Genomic DNA, 14,182 nt, shown 5'->3' with positions numbered 1-14,182 from the left:
CATGCGGGTCACCTGTCGACGGGCGGGTGAAACCGAGAGATCCGGCCGCCGTGCGGCACCCGTCGAGGGCGCCGCACCGGGCGGTCCGTCACTGCTCGCGCAGGCCCCACGGAGAGCCGTACGCCGTGAGCAGGTCCAGGAAGGGGCGGGCCGGGAAGGCCTCCGGGCCGAGCACCCCCGAGCCGCTCCACGCGCCGGTGGCGAGGAGTTCCAGGGCGACGACCGGGTTGACGGCCGTCTGCCAGACCACGGCCTGGCAGCCGTACTCCGCCATCGACCACTCGTTGTCGACCACGTGGTACAGGTACACCTCGCGCGGCGCCCCGTCCTTGGTGCCGCGCACCCAGGTGCCCGCGCACGTCTTGCCCCGCATCCGCTCGCCCAGCGTCGCCGGGTCCGGCAGACAGGCCGCGACCACGTCCCGCGGCGAGACGGCCACCGGACCCGCCGCGCTCGGCACGGTCACCGGCACGGTGCGGTCCAGACCCAGCAGCCGCAGGGTCTTCAGGGTGCTGATGAACTCCTCGCCCAGGCCGTACTTGAAGGTGACCCGGCGGGCCTCGACCCAGCGCGGCACGAGCAGTACCTCCTCGTGCTCGACGTTCACGCACTCGACCGGGCCGATGCCCTCGGGGAAGTCGAAGACCTCCGGCTCGCTGAACGGCTCGGTGGTGAACCAGCCGCGGTCCTTCTCGTAGACCACCGGCGGGTTCAGACACTCCTCGATGGTGGTCCAGATATTGAAGGAGGGGGCGAAGTCGTAGCCGTCGACGGTCAGGTTCGCGCCGTCGCGGACGCCGATCTCCTCGATCTCGTCGAAGAGTTCGTCTGCCGCGTGCCGGGCGAACACGTCCGACAGGCCCGGCTCCACCCCCATCCCGACCAGCGCCAGCGCCCCCGCCTCGGCCCATGAGTCGGCCTCGGTGAACTGCTCGTCGCCGAGCTTGACCCCGCACTCGGCGTAGGGGCGCTCGGCGTGCGGCCGCGACAGGGACATCGCCATGTCGACATATCCGGCGCCGGCCGAGCGGGCCGCCCGGAACAGTGGCATCACGAAACGCGGATCGGTGGCGTTGAGCAGCACGTCGCAGCCGTGCCGCCGCAGCAGCGCGGCCACGGCCGCCTCGTCACCGGCGTCCACCCGCTCGGCCGTGAACCGGCCCTCCGTCCCGCCGAGCGCCGCGACGGCCGCCTCGGCGCGGGCCGGGTCGTAGTCGGCCACCACCATGGCCTCGAAGAACGCGCGCCGGGCCGCGATCCGCGTGATCGCGGTGCCCACGCCACCCGCTCCCACCAGCAGTACACGCATGACAACAACTCCCTCGGTAGGTCGACGGTCGAAAACGTGGGGCCCCTCGGCGGGATACAACGCCGTGCGGTCGCATAAGGTCAATGGCGTTGGCATAAGAGCACCCGAGCGGCCCAGGAGAGGAACGGATCATGGCCAAACCGGTGGTCCCCGAGGAGAAGCGGCGGCGCCGCAGGCCCACCAGAAGCGGCACGGTGCTCTCCGAGGCCCTCATCGTGGACACCGCGCTGCGGCTGCTGCGCGAGCACGGCGGCGCCGGACTCTCGGCCCGCCGCCTCGGCCTCGCCCTGGACTGCGACCCGAGCACCCTCTACCGCTACTTCCGCGGCATGGACGACCTCACCCTCGCCATCGGCGACGCGCTCATCGGCCAGGCGCTGCGCGGCTGGGCGCCGACCGGACGCTGGCGGACCGACCTGAGGACCGTCGGCCTGCGCGTCCACGCCGCCTACGTCGCCCATCCGCAGGCCGCGCTGCTCACCGCGAGCCGGGTCACCGGCCGGGCGAACGAACTGGCCGCGGACGAGGCGGTCCTCGGCATCCTGCGCACCGCGGGCTTCCCGCTGCCCGAGGCGGTGCGCGTCTACCACGCCTTCGTCGACCAGACACTCGCCTTCGCCGCCCTGGACGCCGCTTCCCTGGCCCTGCCCCGTGCCGCCCTGCGCGCCGACGAGGACAAGTGGCGCTCGACGTACGCGCGACTGCCCGCCACCACCCACCCCCGCATCGCCGAGGCGGCCCCCCTCCTCGCACGACGCATGCTCGACAGTGCCTATCCGACCGCCCTGGAGATGCTCCTGGACAGCGCGGAGACGCGGCTGGCCGGACTGGGCTGAGGGTTTCCCCGGGGGCGTCCGCGCAGGCGTCGACGCCGACCTGCCGCGCCGCGAACCGGCCTGCGAGGCATCGCAGTTGCCGTCACGCGGCCCCCGGACCGACCCCCTGCCGCAACGCCCGCCCCGCCGCCTCCACCACCACCCCGGCCACGGCCGTCAGCGCCGGTGAGTCGAGCTTCCACTGCTGCCAGTACAGCGGCACGTCCACCGGCCGGTCGGGGGCGAGTTCGACGAGGCGGCCGGTGTCCAGCAGGGGGCGGGCCTGGGCCTCGGGGAGCATGCCCCAGCCGAGCCCCGCGGCGACGGCCTGCGCGAAGCCCTCCGAGGTCGGGACGTAGTGCCGGTCGGGACTGGCGGCGGGGTGTCCCAGTCGGCGCAGGAAACCGTCCTGGAAGTCGTCGCGCCGGTCGAACACCACCACCGGCGCCCCGGGCAGGGCCTCGGCGAGCGGGCGCCCGGCCAGGTGGCGCGCGGCGAAGTCCGGGTGGGCCGCGGCCAGGTAGCGCATACGGCCGAGCCCTCGCACCGAGCAGCCGGGCACCGGGTCGGCGGAGGAGGTCACCGCGGCCATCACGGCGCCCTCCCGCAGCAGCGCGGCCGTGTGGTCCTCGTCCTCGCGCCGCAGGTCGAAGCAGAGCGCGGGCTCCGGCGGCAGCGCGGTCAGGGCGGGCAGGAACCAGGTCGCCAGCGAGTCGGCGTTGACCGCCACCGACACCCGGGTCGCCTCGCCGGCGCTCCGCATGCCCAGCTCGGCCCGCGCGTCCCGCTCCAGCCGGGCCAGCTGCCGGGCGAACCGCACCACGACCTCGCCCGACTCGGTCGCCCGCACCGGCTTGGTGCGCAGCAGCAGCACCCGCCCGGTCCGCTGCTCCAGGGCCTTGACCCGCTGGCTGACCGCGGACGGGGTGACGTGCAGAACCGCGGCGGCCGCGTCGAACGTGCCCTCGTCGACGACCGCGAGCAGGGTCCGCACCTGGTCGAGCGGCAGTTCCGGCATCCCGGGGACGGCATCTGTCTTCACGAGCGCTAAGGATACGTAAGAATCTTTAGCTGTACGGACAGTGATCCTTTCCTTAGCGTCGAGAGCATGAGCAACGCACTGTCCGCCGCCGCCGCGGGTTTCGGCACTGGCCTGTCCCTGATCGTCGCCATCGGCGCCCAGAACGCCTTCGTCCTGCGCCAGGGCGTACGCCGGGACTCCGTCCTGGCCGTCGTCGGCATCTGCGCCCTGTCGGACGCGCTGCTGATCGCGCTGGGCGTGGCCGGGGTCGGCGCGGTGGTGGTGGCGTGGCCGGCCGCACTGACCGTGGTCGGCTGGATCGGCGGGGCGTTCCTCATCGGCTACGGCGTCCTCGCCGCCCGCCGGGTGCTGCGGCCGCAGGGCGCGCTGAGCACCGAGGGGCAGGCGACGGGGTCGATGCGCCGTGCGGTGCTGACCTGTCTGGCCCTGACCTGGCTGAACCCGCACGTCTACCTCGACACCGTCTTCCTGCTCGGCTCCATCGCCGCCGACCGGGGCCCGCTGCGCTGGACCTTCGGGCTCGGGGCCGTGTTCGCCAGCGTGTGCTGGTTCGCCGCGCTCGGCTTCGGTGCCCGGCTGCTCGGCCGGCATCTGTCCCGGCCAGGCGCCTGGCGTGTGCTGGACGGGCTGGTCGCCGCCACCATGATCACCATGGGTGTGCTGCTCATCACGGGCGACTGATCCCGGGCGTAACGGGTCAGATCACCCCGCGCCGGTTCACCGAGTACTGCTCCATCAGCTTGTTGCGGGTCGACTCCAGCCGGTGGGCGAGGATCTCCGAGACGATCCGCACCAGGGTCAGCCCGAGCTGCGGATCGGCCTCGCACAGCTCGAGCACGGGCTGCGCCTCGAACTCGTAGGCCCGCACGGGGCTGAAGGCCTCGGCGCCGAAGTCCCACTTGTACGGCGGGAAGAGCCAGGACCAGCCGAGCAGGTCCCCCGCGCCGAGACTGGCGACGGTCACCCGCTGCAGGGACGTCACCTGCTGGTCCAGGGAGACGGCGCCGGAGCGGACGACCCAGAAGCGGTCGGCCGTACCGCCCGCCTCGAAGATGCGGGCGTCCTCCGGGAAGGACACCTCGCGGGCGAGTTCCATCAGTCGCGCGCGCTGCGGCGGCGGGAGGGCGGTCAGCAGTTTGATCGCTTTGGTCATGGCGCGGGGCTCCTGCCGGGAGAGGTTCCGGTGTTTTCCCTACGCCCCATTTCAGCCGCCGACGGCCGGGAGAGCACCTCGGCGGAAGGGGATTTTCCGCATCAGGGCAGAAAAAAGCCCTGGCTGGACGGGGGAAACCAGCCAGGGCAGCTCTTGGCGGTGGACCTTGAGGACCGTGGTGATCGACTCCGTCACCGCTTATGGATGAACGATAAACCATTGGCTGCTGGTTAACGCAACCGAAACAGGCGCGAGTGACGGGTTTCACTCCGTCCGGCATTTCACACCGCCCCGACCAGCACTTCTGTCACTCGGGCCACCAATCGCACCACCCGTCACACGGCCCCCGCCATCCCGGACCGACCACGACTCCGCGGCCCGCGACGATGGGACCGCTTCGACCGACCGCCCGCGACTGCAGGGCCTCCTCCGGCCGACCGCAACCGTCCGCGACCCCGCTCACGGCTTCCGGTCGGGTGCCGGGCGCCTCCCTGGCGTCAGGATCTCGTCCAGCACCCCGATCACCACCTCGTACACGAGCCCGCGCGTCCGCGCCTCCCCGGCCGCGCCGGGATCCTGTGACCGCAGTGCCTCGGCGCGGGCCCGCGAGGCAGCCAGCTCCTCCACCGCGCGGGCCCTGCTGCGCTGCATCCGTCTCAGCAGCTCGTCGGCGTCCACGACTTCGCTCATACGGACCCGGTACCCCGGTCCCGGGTTCTCAGCCCTCCGCGGGCTTCCCCTCCACCTGGGCCCGCACCTGCTCCGGGGACAGATAGGAGTCCGTGTACTCGAAGTCCTTCAGCTTGGCCGGGCGGCGCAGCTGGAAGCCGGTCCGCACGAAGTCGTCGCCCGCGACCGCGTTGAGCAGCCAGTTGGTCAGCACCCGCGTCTTGGCGACGTTGGTGCGCAGCGCGCCCCAGTGGTACCCGCGGGCCACCGCCTGGGCGGGCAGCCCGTGCAGCTCGATCCCGAGCGGCTTGGACACCGCGTCCGTGCCACCGAGGTCGACGACCAGCCCCAGGTCCTTGTGGACGTACGGCTGGAGCGGCTCGCCCCGCAGTGTCGCGATCAGGTTCTCGGCGACCCTGCGGCCCTGTCGCATGGCGTGCTGCGCGGTCGGCGGGCAGATCGCGCCCTCCTCGCCCTTGGCCAGGTCCGGCACCGCCGCCGAGTCACCGAGCGCGAAGACGCCGTCCTCACCGGGCAGGGTCAGCTCGGCGGTCACCGCGAGCCGACCGCGCACGGTCTCCGCGCCCAGGGTGCCGATCAGCGGGCTCGCGACCACACCGGCGGTCCAGATCAGCGTGCGGGTCGGCACCACCCGCCCGTCGGTGAAGGTGACCTCCTCCGCGCCCGCCTTGGCGATGGACACACCCAGCGACACCTCGATGCCGCGCCGTTGGAGGACCTCCAGGGCACTGCGGCCGAGCTTGTCGCCCAGCTCCGGCATCAGCTTCGGCGCGATGTCGATCAGATGCCACTTGATCAGACCCGGGTCGAGCCGCGGATAGCGCTTGACCGCGGCATGCGTCAGCTTCTGGAGACAGGCCGCCGTCTCCGTGCCCGCGTACCCGCCGCCCACCACCACGAACTGGAGCCGCGAGGCGCGCTCGGCCGGGTCCTGGCTCGCGTCGGCGAGATCCAGCTGCGAGATGACGTGGTCACGGATGTAGGCGGCCTCCGCGAGCGTCTTCAGGCCGAACGCGTGGTCGGTGAGGCCCGGGATGTCGAAGGTGCGGGTGACGCTGCCGGGGGCCAGGACGATGTAGTCGTACGGCTCGTTCACCAGCTCGTCGGTGATCGTGCGGACCACGCACACCTTGGCCTCGAGGTCCACCCCGATCGCCCCGCCGGGGATGATCCGGGTGCGGTACCTGCTGCTGCGCCTGAGCGACACGGCGATCGACTGCGGCGTCAGCACACCGGAGGCGACCTGGGGGAGCAGGGGCAGATAGAGCTGATAGGCGAACGGCGTCACCAGGGTGATCTCGGCCTCGCCCGGAGCGAGAGCCCGCTCCAGCCGCCGCACGCATCCCACGCCGGCGAAGCCTGCGCCCACCACCAGGATCCTGGGTCGTGTCACGGTGTCCATCCCTTTCCGCGGTTCCAGGCGGCGTTCCGCGGGCGCCGTGCGCCTGCCCCTGGATCGCTGGCTCGCACCACACTGATCCCACCGTGTCCCGGTCGGTCCCGCCAGCCGAGTGAGGCAGGCTGACGAACCCGTGGGACAGCGGGTCCTGTCCGACAGGTTCCCGCCGACCGTGCGGGCGAACGCCGCGAATCCGCCGGACAGACCCCGGGGTCTGTCGTCGGACTCCTGTCCGCCCTCGGGCGACGACGGGGATTCGCCCGACAGGCCCAGCATGCAACGCCCGCCGCGCCCGCGCGCCCGGTCGGCCGGATCCCGTACGCCTTTCCCCGAGTCGGCCGTTCATGCGGGCGAGGTCCGGCGGAACCCTCAGCGGAACACGTCGTCGGAGTCGTCCCAGCCCAGCGGGTCCTCGGGCGAGGCCGGCCGGGGCACCCGGGTGCCCCCCTGGTACATCGCGTCGATCTCCAGCGCGTAGCGCTCCACGATCAGGTCCCGGCGCAGCTTCATCGACGGTGTCAGCAGCCCGCCCGCCACGTCGAACGGTGCCGGCAGCACCCGGAACACCCGGATGGACTCGGCCCGCGACACCACGCTGTTGGCCGCCGCCACCGCGCGCCCGACCTCCTCGCGCAGCGCGTTCTCCTCCCGCGCCTCCCGGCTCAGCACACCGCTCTGCCAGCGCTGGGCCGAACGCCAGTGGCTGAGGAAGTCCGGGTCCAGCGTGATCAGCGCGCCCACACAGGGCCGGTTGTCGCCGACGACGACGGCCTGGTGCACCAGCGGATGCATCCGCAGCCGCTGCTCCAGCGGCGCCGGGGCCACGCTGTTGCCGCCGCTGGTGATGATGACGTCCTTCTTGCGGCCGGTGATCGTCAGATAGCCCTCGGAGTCCAGCCGGCCCAGGTCGCCGGTGGCCAGCCAGCCGCCCCGCAGCGCCGCGCGGGTGGCGGCCTCGTCGTTGACGTAGCCCTGGAAGACCGAGGGGCCGCGCACCAGGATCTCCCCGTCCGGGGCGACCCTGATCTCCGTGCCGGGCAGCACCTTGCCGACCGTGCCCGACTTCTCCCGGCCCAGCGGCTGGTTGGTGATGCCGCCGCTGGTCTCGGTGAGGCCGTAGCCGTCGTTCACGTAGATGCCGATGCCCTCGTAGAACAGGGAGAGTTCACGGTTCAGCGGGGAGCCGCCGGAGGTTGCCCGGTGCACCCGGCCGCCGAGCGCGTCGCGCAGTCTGCGGTACACCGTCCGCTCGTACACGGCGTGCTGGAACCGCAGATTGGGCCCGGGACCGCCGCCGCGGCCCAGCCGGTGCCGCTCGGTGGCCGCGGCGAAGGACCGCGCCGTCTCCGCGGCCCGCTCGAACAGGGCGCCATGGCCCGCCTGTTGGGCCGTGCGCAGGAAATTCTTGTACAGCTTCTCGAAGATCGACGGCACGCCGTACAGATAGGTGGGCCTGAAGGAGCGCAGCGCGGCGGACAGGGACGCCTCGCTCAGGTCGGGCTCATGGCCCATCAGCACGCCGCCGCGCAGACAGATCTCCTGGATCATCAGACCGTAGGCGTGCGACAGCGGCAGGAAGGCGAGGATGCGCGGCTGCCGTCCGGGCGGCGCCGCGGTGTGGCCCCAGCCGGCCAGCAGGGTGTCGCAGGGGCTCGCCAGGCTCCGGTGGGTGAGAGCGCAGCCCACCGGGCGCCCGCTGGTGCCCGAGGTGTAGGCGACGACGGCCGTGGCGTCCGGGAGCACGATCCGGCGCAGCGAGTCGATCGTGGTGGCGGGGATGAACGCCCCGCGCTCCACCAGCTGGCGCAGCCCCCCGGCGTCCAGCTGCCAGACATGACGCAGATGCGAAAGCGTCGCGCACACCGAGCCGACGGTCATCACCGCGTGCTCGTCCTCGACCACCACGGCCACGCACCCGGCGTCCCGCAGGATCCACTCCACCTGGTCCCGCGAGGACGAGGGATGCACCGGCACCACCTCGGCGCCCACCGCCCACAGGGCGTGCGCGAACACCGTCCACTCGTACCGGGTGCGGGCCATCAGGGCCACCCGGCTGCCCGGGGTGATCCCGGACGCGACCAGCCCCTTGGCCAGGTCGACCACCTGGTCCTTCAGCTCGACCGCGGTCACGTCCTCCCAGCCGCCGGAGGATGTGCGGCGGGCCAGCAGCGGAACGGTGGGGCTGTGGACCGCGGCCTCGAAGACACTGTCGGCGAGCCCGCCGGACGCGGGCGGGACGACGGGCGGAGCGAGAGCGAAGTCGCGCATGCGCTGCTCCTGGTCGGTACGGAATGTGACGGCGCCGACGAGCACTGTTATCGACGGTGGTCGAATCTAGCCCAGGAGTGAGCGGACCGTGCCGCGAATGGAATAACGGTTGTGCCTCGTTGATCTCGCCGTGCGAGGGGACTCGGACGGTACGGCCGGCCTCGCCCCCGGCGGCTCACTCCTGCGTCCGCCGCACGCAGCCGGTGACCACCTCGCGCAGACTGCCGGTGCGCTCGTACAGGACGCGCTGCTCCTGTGCGCCGCCGCCCGCGCGCAGCAGCAAGTCGGCCTCCGAGCAAGCCCGTTCGAGATCCCCGGCGGCGTCGAGCGCCTCGCCCACATGGTCCAGCAGGGCGCGTACGACGTCCCCGGCCGGGGCCGGGCGCAGGGTGGCCGGATGCAGCAGATCGCCGTCGAGTCCCCAGCGCGCGGCATGCCAGCTCGCCAGCCGCAGCAGGCTCACGCTGTGCTCGGGCACCGGCAGCCCCTGCCGCCACTCACGGGCCGCCGTCTCCACCAGCCCCCGCACCAGCGCGGCCACGAGCCCGGCCGTGTCGGCCCGCAGACACACATCCGCGACCCGGACCTCCAGCGTCGGATACCGCTCCGACAGCCGGGCGTCGAAGTACACCATCCTCGCGTCGAGCAGGGCGCCCGTGGCCACCATGTCGGCGACCCGGCGGTGATAGGCGTCGGCCGACCCGAACACCTCCGTCGGCCCGGCCGAGGGCCACTGCTGCCACACCCGGCTGCGGTAGCTGCTGTAACCGGAGTCCCGGCCCTGCCAGAAGGGCGAGTTGGCGCTCAGCGCCGACAGCACCGACAGCCATGGCCGGACACGGTCGGCGACCGCCACGCCCTCCTCGTCGGAGTCCACGCACACATGCACATGGCAGCCGCACACCAGCTGCCGCGCGGTGATGTCGTACTGCTCCGCCATCCACCGGTAGCGGCGGCTCAGCGCGATGCTCGGGCTGACCGGCAGCGGGGAGGAGGCCAGCGCGGCCACCGCGCAGCCCAGCTCCCCGGCGTGCCGGGCCGCCTCCGTACGGCAGCGCACGATCTCCGCCCGCAGCGCGTCCATGTCCTCCTGCGGTTGCGTGGCGAACTCCACCATCTGGTCGTGCAGTTCCCTCTCGAAGACCTGCTCGCCGCCGTCGCCCCGCCCGGCACGCGCCAGCACCGCGGCCGACATCGACCGCGGTTCCCCGCTCTCGGGGTCCACCAGGAGGAGCTCCTCCTCCACTCCGACGGTGCGCACCGGGTACAGCCTTTCCACGGCGGGTGACACGCACCCGACTGCCCCGTCGGAGCCGTTTCACACCGTGTACGGCCGCAACCACACCGTCGCCAGCGGCGGCAGCGTGAGGCTGATGTGCCCGTCCTCCGGCTTCACCGGATCGGCGCCGACCACGTCACCGCCGCCGTAGCGGGCCGCGTCCGTGTTCAGCACCTCCACCCAGGCGACCGCGTCCTCGTGCGGGGCGAGGCGGTAGCCGTGGCGCACCACGGGGGAGAAGTTGCTGACCGCGAGCAGCGGAGAGCCCGCGGCGTCGAACCTCAGGAACGCGAAGACGTTGTCCTCGGCCGCGTCCCCCACCACCCACCGGAACCCGCCCGGGTCCGTGTCGCGCTGCCACAGCGCCGGGGTGTCCCGGTACACGGCGTTCAGGTCACGGACCAGGTCGCGCACCCCCCGGTGATCGGCATGCGCCCCGTAGCCCGGGTCGAGCAGCCACCAGTCGGGGCCGTGCGGCTCGGACCACTCGCCGCCCTGCGCGAACTCCTGTCCCATGAAGAGGAGTTGCTTGCCCGGGTGGGCCCACATGAAGGCGAGATAGGCGCGGTGGTCGGCACGCTGCTGCCACCAGTCGCCCGGCATCTTGGAGACGAGGGCGCGCTTGCCGTGCACGACCTCGTCGTGGGAGATGGGCAGGATGTAGTTCTCGCTGTACGCGTACACCATCGAGAACGTCATCTCGTTGTGGTGGTACTTGCGGTGCACCGGCTCGTGCTGCACGTACTCCAGCGAGTCGTGCATCCAGCCCATGTTCCACTTCAGCCCGAAGCCCAGCCCGCCGCTGTCCGTCGGCCGGGTCACCCCGTCCCAGGCCGTCGACTCCTCCGCGATGGTCACCACGCCCGGCGCCCTGCGGTACACGGTCGCGTTCATCTCCTGGAGGAACGCCTTCGCGTCCAGGTCCTCGTTGCCGCCGAACACATTGGGCGTCCACTGGCCCGAGTCCCGCGAGTAGTCCAGGTAGAGCATCGAGGCGACGGCGTCCACCCGCAGGCCGTCGATGTGGAACTCCTCGCACCAGTACACGGCGTTCGCGACCAGGAAGTTGCGCACCTCGGTCCGGCCGAAGTCGAACTCCAGCGTGCCCCAGTCCGGATGCTCGGCGCGCCGCGAGTCCCCGGGCTCGTACAGCGGCTCCCCGTCGAAACGGGCGAGCGCCCAGTCGTCCTTGGGGAAGTGCGCCGGCACCCAGTCGAGGATCACACCGATCCCCGCCCGGTGCAGCGAGTCGATCAGGAACTTGAGGTCGTCGGGCGAGCCCAGCCGGGCCGTCGGCGCGTAGAAGCCGGTGACCTGGTACCCCCACGAACCGCTGAACGGATGGTGGGCGACCGGCATGAACTCCACATGCGTGAACCCGAGGTCCTTGACGTACGCGGGCAGTTCCTCGGCCAGCTCACGATAGGTCAGTCCCGGTCGCCAGGACGGCAGATGGACCTCGTACACCGAGAACGGTGCCTCGTGAACCGGGAGGTCGCCGCGGTGGGCCAGCCACTCCTCGTCGGCCCACTCGTAGCGCGAGACGTGCACGATCGACGCCGTGTCCGGCGCCGCCTCCGCGCGGCGGGCCATCGGGTCCGCCTTCAGCAGCCGCTCCCCGTGCCGGGTGGTGATCTCGAACTTGTAGCGGGCGCCCTCGCCGACGCCCGGCAGGAACAGCTCCCACACCCCGGACGCGCCGAGCGAGCGCATCGGGAACGCCGTCCCGTCCCAGCAGGTGAAGTCGCCCGTGACCCGCACGCCCTGAGCGTTGGGGGCCCACACCGTGAAGCGGGTGCCGGTCACGCCCTGGTGGTCCATCGGCTCGGCGCCGAGCGCCTTCCACAACTGCTCGTGCCGGCCCTCGCGGATCAGATGCAGATCGACGTCGCCGAGAGCCGGCAGGAAGCGGTACGGGTCGTGCGTCTCCTGCTCGGGGTCGTCCCCGTACGCCACCGCCAGGGTGTACTCGGGGATCTCCTCGAACGACAGCACGCCCGAGAACAGGCCGTCGCCCTCGGAGACGAGCGGATGCCGGGCCCCGCCCGTCACGACGCTCACCGAACGGGCGAACGGCCGCAGCGCCCGGAAGGCGATCCCGCCCGGCACCGCGCGGGCGCCGAGCAGCGCGTGCGGATCGTGATGCGCGCCCGCCAGCAGCCGGCCCCTCTCGCCCGGGTCGAGTGCGGGAGCGGCCCGGACCGCGGTCTGCGGTCCGGACGGCTCGGGCAGCGAAGTCTCACGCAGGGCCACGACTCTCAGTCTCCTCTCACGGCCAGACGCTCGATCGCCGCCATCGGCACGGCGACCCAGTCCGGGCGATGCCGGGCCTCGTACAACACCTCGTACACGGCACGGTCCGTCTCGTACGCACGCAGCAGCGCGTGCTTCTTGCGCGGGTCCCAGCCGGCCCGCTCGGCATAGCCCGCGCAGTACGCCTCGCGGCAGCGGCGCGCCCACTGCGGCCGCCACGGGCGGCGCTGGCGGGCGGCGTAGTCGAACGAGCGCAGCATCCCCGCGATGTCCCGCACCGGGGACTGCGGGGTGCAGCGCTCGGCGAGCGGACGCGACGGCTCGCCCTCGAAGTCGATGACGAACCACTCCCGTCCGGCCCGCAGCACCTGTCCCAGATGCAGATCACCGTGCACGCGCTGCGCGGCGGGCCCCGGATCGCAGGTGACGAGCATGCCGAACGCGCTCCGCAGACCCGGTACGAACGGCTTGAGCCCCGGCACGCTGTGCGCGGCCGCGTCCAGCCGCTCCGCCATCGCCGCGGCCGTACGCCCGTTCTCGGCGGGCGGCCCGCCGGGGAATGCGGCGGCCAGCGCCAGGTGCACATCGGCGGTGGCCTGCCCCAGCGCGTGCGCCTCGGTGGTGAAGTCGTCGCCGGTGGCGAGCGCGTGCAGGGCGAGCGTCCAGCCGTCGGCCGCGTCCGGCAGGAACGGCTGGAGCACCCCGAGGGTCGCCCCCTGCGGCTCCGTCGTGCGGAACCACGCCACCGGCGCGGGCACCCGGCGGCAGCCCTGCCCGGCCAGCGCGCTCGTCACCTCCAGATCCGGATTGACGCCCGGCTGGATCCGCCGGAACACCTTGAGGATGTACGAGTCCCCGTACACCAGCGAGGTGTTGGACTGCTCCGCGTCCAGCAGCCGCGGCGGCAGCCCGGACGGCACGGCCACGCCCGGGGCGCCCTCGAACCGCAGCGGCCCGAGGCTGCCCGGCCTGCGCAGCCGCTCCAGGAGCAGCTGGGCCGACCGGGGGTCGCGCAGCGCGTCGTAGACCGCCATCCCGGCCAGCGGCCCCTCCTGCGCCCTGCCCACCAGCGCCCGGCCGAGCCGGGGCGAGAGGTGCTCCTGGACGCCGAGGAGGAGCTGGTAGCAGTCGCCGGGCGGGGTGGCGGTGCCGGGCGCGGGCACGCCCGCGTGACCGGAGGGGCTCGGGGCGTGGTCCGCGTGCACCAGCAGATGCAGACAGCCCGGGAACAGCTCGGTCAGCGACAGCAGACGCAGTTCGGTGACCGGCCGGTCCTTGCCCGCGAACCAGCGCTGCCGCGGGAGCCACTCGCGCAACAGGCCGTCCAGCGAGGCCATGGGCCGCACCGGCCCCGTACTGTCCCGGTGCAGGGATGCGGTCTTCGGCATGGCGCCGCGTCCTTTCCTCGGAGCACGCTCACACGCGTCGGCCGATGCGTGATGCCACTCGGGTGAGCCGGAACCAGTAGAAGCCGTGGCCCGCCAGGGTCAGCAGATAGGGCAGTTCGCCGATGGCGGGGAAGCGAACGCCGCCGAACAGCTCGACCGGGTGGCGTCCCTCGAACCTCCGCAGGTCCAGCTCGGTCGGCTGCGCGAACCGCGAGAAGTTGCCCACGCACAGGACGATGTCGTCCTCATATTCGCGCAGGAACGCCAGTACCGCCGGGTTCGAGGACTGGAGCTCTGTGAAGCTGCCGAGTCCGAACGCGGGGTTCTGCCTGCGGATCTCGATCATGCGGCGGGTCCAGTGCAGCAGCGAGGAGGGCGACGACATCGACGCCTCCACGTTGGTGACCTGGTAGCCGTAGACGGGGTCCATGATGGTCGGCAGGGAGAGCCGGCCCGGGTCGGCGGCGGAGAATCCCGCGTTGCGGTCGGGGGTCCACTGCATCGGGGTGCGGACGGCGTCGCGGTCGCCGAGCCAGATGTTGTCGCCCATGCCGATCTCGTCGCCGTAGTAGAGGATCGGCGAGCC

Annotated in this window: 12 protein-coding genes; 2 read left to right on the top strand and 10 right to left on the bottom strand. The window is 72.4% G+C overall.

What is annotated here, in order from left to right; genetic code table 11:
• Positions 1-88 precede the first annotated feature (88 nt).
• Positions 89-1,309, bottom strand: a complete 1,221-nt coding sequence (locus ACZ6SQ_RS24310) for a saccharopine dehydrogenase family protein (RefSeq protein WP_469565496.1) — start codon at positions 1,307-1,309, stop codon at positions 89-91.
• Between the two features lie 131 nt (positions 1,310-1,440).
• On the opposite strand from ACZ6SQ_RS24310, the gene ACZ6SQ_RS24305 reads away from it, so the two are divergent.
• Positions 1,441-2,145 (top strand): TetR/AcrR family transcriptional regulator, encoded by a 705-nt coding sequence (locus ACZ6SQ_RS24305; protein ID WP_469565493.1) that lies wholly within the window; start codon positions 1,441-1,443, stop codon positions 2,143-2,145.
• Positions 2,146-2,227: 82 nt separating this feature from the next.
• Here the strand turns inward: ACZ6SQ_RS24305 and ACZ6SQ_RS24300 are convergent, their stop codons facing one another.
• Positions 2,228-3,142: a LysR family transcriptional regulator ArgP gene (locus ACZ6SQ_RS24300; protein WP_469565800.1), complete on the bottom strand. Its 915-nt coding sequence runs from the start codon at positions 3,140-3,142 to the stop codon at positions 2,228-2,230.
• Between the two features lie 90 nt (positions 3,143-3,232).
• Here ACZ6SQ_RS24300 and ACZ6SQ_RS24295 point away from each other — a divergent pair, with 90 nt between their 5' ends.
• Positions 3,233-3,847 carry a LysE/ArgO family amino acid transporter gene (locus ACZ6SQ_RS24295; RefSeq protein WP_469565491.1) on the top strand — a complete coding sequence of 205 codons (615 nt, stop codon included), beginning with the start codon at positions 3,233-3,235 and terminating at the stop codon, positions 3,845-3,847.
• 16 nt (positions 3,848-3,863) lie between these two features.
• Here the strand turns inward: ACZ6SQ_RS24295 and ACZ6SQ_RS24290 are convergent, their stop codons facing one another.
• The 8 genes from ACZ6SQ_RS24290 to ACZ6SQ_RS24255 all read right to left on the bottom strand — a co-directional run.
• Positions 3,864-4,319: a cyclic nucleotide-binding domain-containing protein gene (locus ACZ6SQ_RS24290; RefSeq protein ID WP_386379904.1), complete on the bottom strand. Its 456-nt coding sequence runs from the start codon at positions 4,317-4,319 to the stop codon at positions 3,864-3,866.
• Between the two features lie 459 nt (positions 4,320-4,778).
• Positions 4,779-5,009 carry a hypothetical protein gene (locus tag ACZ6SQ_RS24285; protein ID WP_469565488.1) on the bottom strand — a complete coding sequence of 77 codons (231 nt, stop codon included), beginning with the start codon at positions 5,007-5,009 and terminating at the stop codon, positions 4,779-4,781.
• Between the two features lie 28 nt (positions 5,010-5,037).
• Positions 5,038-6,411, bottom strand: a complete 1,374-nt coding sequence (locus tag ACZ6SQ_RS24280) for an NAD(P)/FAD-dependent oxidoreductase (RefSeq protein ID WP_469565486.1) — start codon at positions 6,409-6,411, stop codon at positions 5,038-5,040.
• A gap of 366 nt (positions 6,412-6,777) precedes the next feature.
• Positions 6,778-8,676, bottom strand: a complete 1,899-nt coding sequence (locus ACZ6SQ_RS24275; RefSeq protein WP_469565483.1) for an AMP-dependent synthetase/ligase — start codon at positions 8,674-8,676, stop codon at positions 6,778-6,780.
• A 175-nt stretch (positions 8,677-8,851) separates the two neighbouring features.
• Positions 8,852-9,937, bottom strand: coding sequence for a glutamate--cysteine ligase 2 (locus tag ACZ6SQ_RS24270; RefSeq protein WP_469565479.1), 1,086 nt, complete (start codon positions 9,935-9,937; stop codon positions 8,852-8,854).
• A 57-nt stretch (positions 9,938-9,994) separates the two neighbouring features.
• Positions 9,995-12,208 carry a 1,4-alpha-glucan branching enzyme gene (gene glgB, locus ACZ6SQ_RS24265; RefSeq protein WP_469565476.1) on the bottom strand — a complete coding sequence of 738 codons (2,214 nt, stop codon included), beginning with the start codon at positions 12,206-12,208 and terminating at the stop codon, positions 9,995-9,997.
• 5 nt (positions 12,209-12,213) lie between these two features.
• Positions 12,214-13,596 carry a maltokinase N-terminal cap-like domain-containing protein gene (locus ACZ6SQ_RS24260; protein WP_386379898.1) on the bottom strand — a complete coding sequence of 461 codons (1,383 nt, stop codon included), beginning with the start codon at positions 13,594-13,596 and terminating at the stop codon, positions 12,214-12,216.
• Positions 13,597-13,624: 28 nt separating this feature from the next.
• The coding region (locus ACZ6SQ_RS24255) for an alpha-glucosidase C-terminal domain-containing protein (RefSeq protein ID WP_469565473.1) at positions 13,625-14,182 on the bottom strand (558 nt) is incomplete at its 5' end.

The organism is Streptomyces sp. NPDC048600 (assembly GCF_055587025.1).
The sequence above is the reverse complement of the archived record's forward strand: the minus strand, read 5'-3'. Positions and strand labels throughout refer to the sequence as shown.

Excerpts from the sequence above, each read along its gene's own strand:
- ACZ6SQ_RS24310 (WP_469565496.1), bottom strand. The coding sequence starts at position 1,309 with ATGCGTGTACTGCTGGTGGGAGCGGGTGGCGTGGGCACCGCGATCACG.
- ACZ6SQ_RS24305 (WP_469565493.1), top strand. The coding sequence starts at position 1,441 with ATGGCCAAACCGGTGGTCCCCGAGGAGAAGCGGCGGCGCCGCAGGCCC.
- ACZ6SQ_RS24300 (WP_469565800.1), bottom strand. The coding sequence starts at position 3,142 with ATGCCGGAACTGCCGCTCGACCAGGTGCGGACCCTGCTCGCGGTCGTC.
- ACZ6SQ_RS24295 (WP_469565491.1), top strand. The coding sequence starts at position 3,233 with ATGAGCAACGCACTGTCCGCCGCCGCCGCGGGTTTCGGCACTGGCCTG.
- ACZ6SQ_RS24290 (WP_386379904.1), bottom strand. The coding sequence starts at position 4,319 with ATGACCAAAGCGATCAAACTGCTGACCGCCCTCCCGCCGCCGCAGCGC.
- ACZ6SQ_RS24285 (WP_469565488.1), bottom strand. The coding sequence starts at position 5,009 with ATGAGCGAAGTCGTGGACGCCGACGAGCTGCTGAGACGGATGCAGCGC.
- ACZ6SQ_RS24280 (WP_469565486.1), bottom strand. The coding sequence starts at position 6,411 with ATGGACACCGTGACACGACCCAGGATCCTGGTGGTGGGCGCAGGCTTC.
- ACZ6SQ_RS24275 (WP_469565483.1), bottom strand. The coding sequence starts at position 8,676 with ATGCGCGACTTCGCTCTCGCTCCGCCCGTCGTCCCGCCCGCGTCCGGC.
- ACZ6SQ_RS24260 (WP_386379898.1), bottom strand. The coding sequence starts at position 13,596 with ATGCCGAAGACCGCATCCCTGCACCGGGACAGTACGGGGCCGGTGCGG.